4 protein-coding genes are annotated in these 3,152 nt (G+C 41.2%); all 4 read right to left on the bottom strand.

Translation table 11 applies throughout. From position 1 onward, the window contains the following. The coding region (locus GMD4S_RS07560; RefSeq protein ID WP_008289475.1) for an Ig-like domain-containing protein at nucleotides 1-630 on the bottom strand (630 nt) is incomplete at its 3' end. A 203-nt stretch (nucleotides 631-833) separates the two neighbouring features. Beyond that, entirely contained in the window at nucleotides 834-1,562 is a 729-nt protein-coding gene (locus GMD4S_RS07565; protein WP_000136201.1) for an ABC transporter ATP-binding protein, read from the bottom strand. Continuing rightward, a complete protein-coding gene (locus GMD4S_RS07570) occupies nucleotides 1,562-2,569 on the bottom strand; it encodes an ABC transporter substrate-binding protein (RefSeq protein ID WP_000754523.1) in 1,008 nt (335 codons plus the stop codon). The genes GMD4S_RS07565 and GMD4S_RS07570 overlap by 1 nt, the downstream gene beginning before the upstream one ends. A 38-nt stretch (nucleotides 2,570-2,607) precedes the next feature. Then, on the bottom strand, nucleotides 2,608-3,152 hold a 545-nt coding region (locus GMD4S_RS07575), incomplete at its 5' end, for an ABC transporter permease (RefSeq protein WP_000485480.1).

The following is a 3,152-nucleotide window of genomic DNA, read 5'->3' on the forward strand; positions in this document are numbered from 1 at the left end:
TGCATAGCGGTTAACACGGATACGCCAGTTTACATAGTTAGGATCGTCTGAGTCTTGAACTCCCCATTTAGTAAATCCAGTTGGGTCATCATCTGGGACGATACGAGTCAAAGTGTAAACTTGGTCACCTGGGATATTAATTTGATAAGGAGTGTTTAGTTTAACACTATCTGCCCAAACGACTGTAAACAGGGCAGTAATCTCCTTGTTCTCTGACAAATTAGCAAAGTAAGCAGCATTTGTCACTTTGACAGTAGCTGTGTTATCTGCTTTACTAGTTGTCAATTCAGCAATAGTTGTTTGCCCATCTGGTGCTTTCAATTCCGTAGTAGAATCTTTTTCAATTTTAAATTCGTTTGGAACATGATACACCATGTAATCCCCATCTTTGAGGGTTACATCATTTGGGAAACTATAAGTTGGTTGAAGATAGAATTTACCTTCCCCGTACTTAGCGCCATCAACAAGTTTGTTATTGTTGATTTTTGAAACAGTTTTCATTGTGTAACTGCTCGCTGGTAGTTCCTCCGCTTTAACAACATTGCTAACTTTAAGTGCAGGCAAAAAGACCGACACAACCAGCAGCAAGGCCATCAAGCCATGAAAGAGTTTGCTAGTTCTCTTTTTCACCACATTATCCTCCTTATTATCTATAATGGTTCAATTATATTATACAGTTCCATTACAAAATGTCAACTAAAATTTATTTATTTTTATATTAACTTACCATTTCTTTAAATATTAAGCCTAATCATGCATGTTCATCAGCTTTGAAATAAAAAATACAAGCAAGGATTTCGCTTGTATTTAATATATTCTAATTTCCTAAAAGGCTACGTATTTAATCCCAATTCTGCTAATATTTGTCGTTTGTAGGCAATCTTTTGGACTTCCTTGTCCTCGTCTCCAGACCAATCTAGTTTAATTTCTGAAACAATCTGCCCAGGACGATTTTTCAAGATATAGATGCGGTCGCTGAGATTGAGGGCCTCTTCGATACTATGCGTGATGATGAGGGTCGTCAGCTGTAGCTGTTTGTGAATTTCCAGATACCAAGCATGAAGTTCCATCTTGGTCATCTCATCCAAGGCGCTAAAGGCCTCATCCAAGAGAAAGAGCTTGTGCCCAAAAAGATAGGTCCGAAGCAAGGCTACACGCTGGCGCATCCCTCCGCTGAGTTCGTGAGGATACTTGTCCCGTACCGCTGTCAACTGGAAGGTCGCAAGGATGTCATCCGCTCGGGCAATAGCCTCTGCCTTATCCACCTTTTGAATCAAGAGGGGCAGTATGATATTGCCAAGCACTGTCTTGTGCTCCAAGAGGAGATCCTTTTGCAACATATAACTCACGCGCCCCTTAGGATTTGCCTCGCTATCAAGGATAATTCGCCCAGACTGGACTTCTAAAATCCCAGCGATTAGGTTAAATAGGGTGGTCTTCCCAACACCACTAGGTCCCAGGATAGAAACTACTTCACCTGAAGTCACCTGCAGGTTGATATCTTCTAAAATCTTTTCATCGCCATAGGCATAGCTTACGTGTTCTAGTCTAATTTCTGTCATTATTTTACAAATTCGTTAGTGAAGCCTTTGTCTGTCAAATCTTCTTTAAGGATACCATTTTCTTTATCCCATTTGTAGAAAGCATTCCAGCGAGCTGCGTCAAATTGTCCCCATTTTTCCTTGTCGCTTGCGTATTCTTTTGACAAGTATTTTTGAGATTCGATGACAAAGTCACGTTTTTCCTTGAGTTCAGGTGCATTCTTGATGAGAATATCTGCAGCTTCTTCTGGGTGTTCCATAGCATATTGGTAGCCTTTTTTGATAGCTTGGATGACTTTGCGAGCTTCTTCTTTGTTGTCTTTTAGATAGTCGTTATTTGCGATGATAACTGGTGAGTAGTAGTCAAACTCCTTGACATAGTCTTTCAAGTACATGAAGTTAGCATCTACGCCTTGCGATTTGGCAAGGATACCATCCCAACCGTAGTAGATCCAAGCAGTGTCAAAGACGCCATTGGCAATCGGTGTGATCGAGTTTGAGTCGTTGTTTGGTACTTTTTCGACCTTCTCAAAGTCTCCACCTTGTGATTCTACTAATGTTTTCAACATAGCTAGCTCCGTTGGATCATTCCAAGTACCGTATTTCTTCCCAACCAAGTCCTTTGGACTGCTAACATTGTCAGATTTACGAGAGATGATTCCTGATGTATTATGTTCTACGATAGCAGCAACGGCAGTGATTCCTGCTCCTTTTTCCAATTTTTTAGCCATGTAGTCTTGGAAATAGATGGCAAATGGTGCCTTGCCATTGATCACCAAGTCAGATGAGCTTTCTTCTGGTGGCAATTTCAAGTCAACATCCACTCCAGCTTCTTTGAAATAACCTTTTTCCTTAGCAACATAAAGCCCTGTGTGGTTAGTATTTGGCGTCCAGTCTAGGATAAAGTCAATCTTCTTGAGTTCTGCTTCTTTATTGTCCTTAGAAGCAGTCCCTTGACCACAAGCCACCAGCACGACAGCTACAAGAGCTGTCACAAGCGTTAAAAACGCTTTCCATGTTTTCTTCATCTTCATTTCCTCTTTTCTTTTTCTAAAACATCCTTATCTTAGGGACGTTTCCATTTAATCACATATTTTTCACTAATATCGACCAACTTCATACCCAAAAGGCTGATAATCGACACCAGAATAATAATGGCAAACATGGTATCATACTGAAACAGTTTTTTAGACTGAATCATATAAACACCAAGACCTTCAAAACCTCCTAGCCACTCGGACACCACGGTTGTGATAAAGGCGTAGGAGACACTGACCCTCAGACCTGCATAAAAGTAAGGCAGGCTGACCGGGATTTTAAAATGCCACAGGATTTGCCAGGGCTTGGCTCGCATCAGACTAAACAAGGTCAGCATATCCTTGTCACAATGCCTAAATCCATCCAAAATACTGACGATGATAGGGAAGGTTGTCGTCAGGATAATCAAGACAATCTTGGGCAAAATTCCATAGCCTAGCCACAAGACCAGGATAGGGGCTATAGCAATGGTCGGAATGGTCTGAACAACCACCATCATAGGGTAGATAAGATCATTGAGCCAAGTCAGACTGTCCATAAGCACCGCCATGATACAGGCAATCAAGACTCCCA

This window comes from Streptococcus sp. GMD4S (assembly GCF_000296955.1).